Below are 4,055 nucleotides of genomic sequence, written 5' to 3' on the forward strand. Positions count from 1 at the left end.
TTTAGTATACTCCTAAACAGAGCAAAAAGCTCTTAGAAATGCAATTCCAAGAGCTTTGTCTTCAGTCTGAAATCCTCGCCCAGTGGCGAGGATTTTTCGTGTTAACACTTATTATTCAACCGTAATATCCCCCATATTGGCTGAGATATCAAGGAAATTATCTTTAGAGCGATTAAGAGCACTGGTAATATCTTTATTTCCGGCATCGATATCAGATGTAACAGTAAGATTATGGTCTTTGAGGGATAAATCAATATTGCCTGAAGAGGCAGATACTCTATTCTCCTTTTTGAAGGCTACCTTGTTTCCTTCAATATTGCCCATATCCATAGTAATTTTACTAGCAGTGAAATTCACATTATCGAGATCTAAATTACCTGAGTCAGCTGAAAATCTAAAGTCCGAAAGATTGGAGTTGGTGATTTTAGCACTTCCCATATCCACATCAAGTTTCCATTCTTTAATAGTTGTTTTATTGAGCTTGAATTGACCAGCATCCAGAGACAAGTTCATTCGATCAATATCAAGATGATTAATGTCTAAGCCGTTAATTGACATCTCACCAGTTAATTCGGTGATATCGACCCCTTTGGGAACAGTTATGGTGACAGTGTTGGTATCTTGTTGGTCACTGATCAGTGCCGTAAAATCAGAAAGCTTGAAAACATTGATTTGTATGTCAGAATGGGCGTATATATCTAACTGATGATTCTTGACGCTGACTTTTAAAGGAGTTTTTTCTTGTTGATAGTAGGAAATTTTAGCTTCATTATCTTGGCCTTCTTGGATAACAAAGTGATAATTGGAACTGTTAATAGCAATTTTATCAAAATCTTCTAATTTCTTCTCGGTGAAGCTCCCTTCTCTTTTGGTATACTCCTGAATGTAACCGAAACCATCATTGATAAAGCCGATAACAGCTAACAAAGCTCCTAAGAGGCTGATGCTAATTCCCAAGATTAATAATATTTTTTTCCACTTTTTCATTGTCCTCTTCCTTTCTTAATTGTCCAACGTACAAGCCTGACAGTTCCTCGACTGAACCACTTAGAAAGTTCGCTTCCTGCTAAGATAGCCAAGAGAGCTAAGCCGACACAGAGAAGACCTAAACCGACTCCCATTGAGGATCCAGCTGCAGTTACCGATAGATACCTGATTCCATCAATAAAGATAGCAACTCCCGTTATTAATCCAGTCAATGCGAAGGTGAATAGTATGAAAATAAAGGCAGCTCCCATTATGAGAAAAGTCAGCAAGAAGCCGATAAATGCAAAGGCTAGCGGTAGAGCAATCGGTGAAGCGAAGACCGCTAAAATAGCAATCCAGACAATAGCAGCATAATTCTTAGGAGATGAATTAGTATGATTGGCTTTTTCTTTCAAAAGATTGCTTAAAATTTCATTAGCAGTTTCCCCAGGGTCACCCAATTCTTGGATGACCTGTTCTTCGTTTTCAGATCCAGCTTCGTCAAAGTATTCTGTAAAATACTCCATTGCTTCTTCATAATCTTTTTGTGGTAATTTTTTAAGGTATTTATCGAGTTTTTTTAAATAATCATTTCGTGTCATGTCTTAGTCTTCCTTCTATGATACCGTTTATAGTGTCAATGTAGAGCTGCCAGTCTCCCTTACGAGCTTTTAATTGTTCTAAGCCCTCAGTGGTGATGGTATAATATTTACGTCGCCTCCCTCGATATTCTTGATTGTAGGTAGTAACATATCCTGCCTTTTCTAGCCTTTTTAAGATGGGATAAAGGGTAGACTCTTTAATATCAGCCGTGAGCTTGATGGTCTGACTGATTTCATAACCATAAGAATCTTCCTTTTCTATAATCGCTAGAATCAAGAATTCAATGAGGATAGATGATACTGGAAAGTACATTCGAGCCTCCCGATTAATATATATTTTTGAGATATTGATATTTAGGTGTTATATTAGCTTTAAACATGGTATGATGGTAAAAATAATTTGTTTAGAAATGAGAGTTTTATGGAATTGAACTGGCTGGAAAAGTTAAAGAATTACCAACCTAAGCCTTTAGATGAAGAAGGACGTTACGCTGTTCTATTGCCCTTAGTGTGGGATGAGCAATCACAGATTTGGCAAGTTCTCTATCAGATAAGAAGCCAAGAGATTTCTCAACCAGGAGAAGTTTCATTTCCCGGAGGCAGAGTTGAAGAAGGCGAGGCCTTTGAAGCGGCGGCTATTCGTGAGACTATCGAGGAGCTTAATGTCACTTCTGATCAGATTGAGATTAAAGGGGAGATTGATTATTCCGTTCATCACCATCGGACGATTCGTTGTTTTGTTGGAACTTTGGCAGGAGATTGGAAACAGATTCGCCCAAATGCTAATGAGGTAGATAGACTTTTTACAATTCCTCTGTCAGATTTGATGAAAACTCCTCCTAAGGTTTACCGTTTGTTATCGACTTTGGACCCCTCCTCGGACTTTCCTTTTGAGCGGATCCCTCAAGGATATCAGTACAATTTTGGAAAAGACCAACGCAAAATTCCCTTCTACGATTTAGCCGGTGAAAATCTCTGGGGATTGACGGCCCAGTTTACAGCTCGATTTGTAACGATCCTCCAAGAGGACATCCTAAATAAATAAGGTCAATCAGTTGACATTTATGTAAACAATGATTGATTAGCAACTAAAGGATAGAGCTGGGTAAAAATTTACAAAATTTACAAGAGTGTCAAGTTATATTTTTATTAGTATAGATTGTAAATCCAAAAAACCGACTGTCATCTAATTGTCAGCTCCTTGTCGTTTTCAATCTTTTTTAGAGGGGCTATACTTGAGTTAGTAAGAAGAAAGGAATTCTATTCTATTATGAAAAATAAAAGAATCGTGGCTAACCTCCGTAAACAAAAAGGATAGACTCAAGAGCGTTTAGCGGAGAAAACAAGTTTAAGTGTTAGAACAATCCAGAGAATTGAAAATGGTGAGGATGTCAGTTTAGAAACTGTCAGTCTAATTGCTAGTGCTCTAGGCGTAAGTATCAATGATCTTCTTGAACCGACTGACAATAATCAAAAACTGAAAGAGCTGTCTGATTTCTCGGATGAGCAGGTCTCGCAGTTAGCTCAAAGGGAAGCCGAAGATAAATTGTTTTCGCTCTACCGTTTAGGATATATCTTTATTATGATTATTCTTGCTTTGGGCATTAATTGGATTCATGATGAAATGGTCCAAAGTGTCGTAGGATTGGTGTGGACTTTCGTCTTTGTAGCTGGTCTTATTATTTCCAAATATATTAGACAGTCCAGCTGGGAAGCAAGGCTCGATAAAAAATATCACTTAACCAAAAATAAAAATCGTCATATTTTAAAAGAGTGCCACGAGAGCGATGAAGAGCAGTTTTTATGGTCGAAAAATCCTTATACTCGCCCCATCATGATGATATTTTGGGGTATTATTATCCCTCTGCTCTTCATTATTAAATATGCACTTCGCCTATTTTAATAACAACCTGCCTTAAGATACGCACCCAAAAGTTAGGCAAAAAAGTCTAATTTTTGAGTGTTATTTTTATGAAATTAATTTGTGAAGATAGGGTTCACACTTATTAGGTTATTAGGTTTTTACAAATTTAAAGACGTTATATAAAGATAATAGCTCTTGATGAGCTGAAACAATCAATTACAGATTATATTTTTTACTACAATAACAAATAGATTAAAACCAAACTATAAGGATTCATTTGTCCAACTTCTTGGAGATTAGTACATCTTTGAAATCTTAGGCTTAATTTTGCAGAACAAGCAGGTTTTATTTCAGGAAGAAAGCTAGAAAACACGACGTTTACTAGCTAGTTATTCTATGATCTGACTAATATGCCTTTTTCACACTTTCATGAAGGTTATGAGTTAGTTGATATTATACAATCTATACGCCCGAAGTTGATTGAATTATATAATCAAACTAACTACGATGATTGGAGTAGCTGGGCTGAAAAATAAGAATTTTATTTTATATTACTCGTGGTGCTAGTTAATTTCAAAATATCTCAAATTATAAGCCAGTATGATTTGTTCGATTCTCAATTG

At 36.4% G+C, this 4,055-nt stretch carries 6 protein-coding genes and 2 pseudogenes; 5 read left to right on the plus strand and 3 right to left on the minus strand.

Annotated elements, in window-relative coordinates; all coding sequences use genetic code 11:
* Positions 1-111: 111 nt before the first annotated feature.
* The 3 genes from ACFOSE_RS00725 to ACFOSE_RS00735 are packed head-to-tail and all read right to left on the minus strand — an operon-like array spanning position 112 to position 1,881.
* Complete coding sequence (locus ACFOSE_RS00725; RefSeq protein WP_380429193.1) at positions 112-987, minus strand: DUF4097 family beta strand repeat-containing protein; 876 nt, start codon at positions 985-987, stop codon at positions 112-114.
* On the minus strand, positions 984-1,568 hold the full coding sequence (locus ACFOSE_RS00730) for a DUF1700 domain-containing protein (RefSeq protein ID WP_380429196.1): 585 nt from the start codon (positions 1,566-1,568) through the stop codon (positions 984-986). Before ACFOSE_RS00730 ends, ACFOSE_RS00725 begins: the two co-directional genes overlap by 4 nt.
* Positions 1,555-1,881, minus strand: coding sequence for a PadR family transcriptional regulator (locus ACFOSE_RS00735; protein ID WP_380429198.1), 327 nt, complete (start codon positions 1,879-1,881; stop codon positions 1,555-1,557). Before ACFOSE_RS00735 ends, ACFOSE_RS00730 begins: the two co-directional genes overlap by 14 nt.
* A gap of 108 nt (positions 1,882-1,989) precedes the next feature.
* Here ACFOSE_RS00735 and ACFOSE_RS00740 point away from each other — a divergent pair, with 108 nt between their 5' ends.
* The 5 genes and pseudogenes from ACFOSE_RS00740 to ACFOSE_RS00760 all read left to right on the plus strand — a co-directional run.
* Positions 1,990-2,613 (plus strand): NUDIX hydrolase, encoded by a 624-nt coding sequence (locus ACFOSE_RS00740; protein ID WP_380429201.1) that lies wholly within the window; start codon positions 1,990-1,992, stop codon positions 2,611-2,613.
* Positions 2,614-2,898: 285 nt separating this feature from the next.
* Positions 2,899-3,018, plus strand: a pseudogene (locus ACFOSE_RS00745) (helix-turn-helix transcriptional regulator); the annotation flags it as partial.
* A gap of 132 nt (positions 3,019-3,150) precedes the next feature.
* On the plus strand, positions 3,151-3,471 hold the full coding sequence (locus tag ACFOSE_RS00750) for a hypothetical protein (RefSeq protein ID WP_380429203.1): 321 nt from the start codon (positions 3,151-3,153) through the stop codon (positions 3,469-3,471).
* Positions 3,472-3,620: 149 nt separating this feature from the next.
* Positions 3,621-3,683 (plus strand): IS3 family transposase, encoded by a 63-nt coding sequence (locus ACFOSE_RS00755; RefSeq protein WP_380429206.1) that lies wholly within the window; start codon positions 3,621-3,623, stop codon positions 3,681-3,683.
* Positions 3,684-3,842: 159 nt separating this feature from the next.
* Positions 3,843-3,968 (plus strand): annotated as a pseudogene (locus ACFOSE_RS00760) (helix-turn-helix domain-containing protein); the annotation flags it as partial.
* Positions 3,969-4,055: the final 87 nt, after the last annotated feature.

It is taken from the genome of Streptococcus dentapri, from assembly GCF_042649885.1.
GTDB lineage: Bacteria > Bacillota > Bacilli > Lactobacillales > Streptococcaceae > Streptococcus > Streptococcus dentapri.

Coding starts and splice junctions, on each gene's coding strand:
- ACFOSE_RS00725 (WP_380429193.1), bottom strand. CDS start 987: ATGAAAAAGTGGAAAAAAATATTATTAATCTTGGGAATTAGCATCAGC.
- ACFOSE_RS00730 (WP_380429196.1), bottom strand. CDS start 1,568: ATGACACGAAATGATTATTTAAAAAAACTCGATAAATACCTTAAAAAA.
- ACFOSE_RS00735 (WP_380429198.1), bottom strand. CDS start 1,881: ATGTACTTTCCAGTATCATCTATCCTCATTGAATTCTTGATTCTAGCG.
- ACFOSE_RS00740 (WP_380429201.1), top strand. CDS start 1,990: ATGGAATTGAACTGGCTGGAAAAGTTAAAGAATTACCAACCTAAGCCT.
- ACFOSE_RS00750 (WP_380429203.1), top strand. CDS start 3,151: ATGATTATTCTTGCTTTGGGCATTAATTGGATTCATGATGAAATGGTC.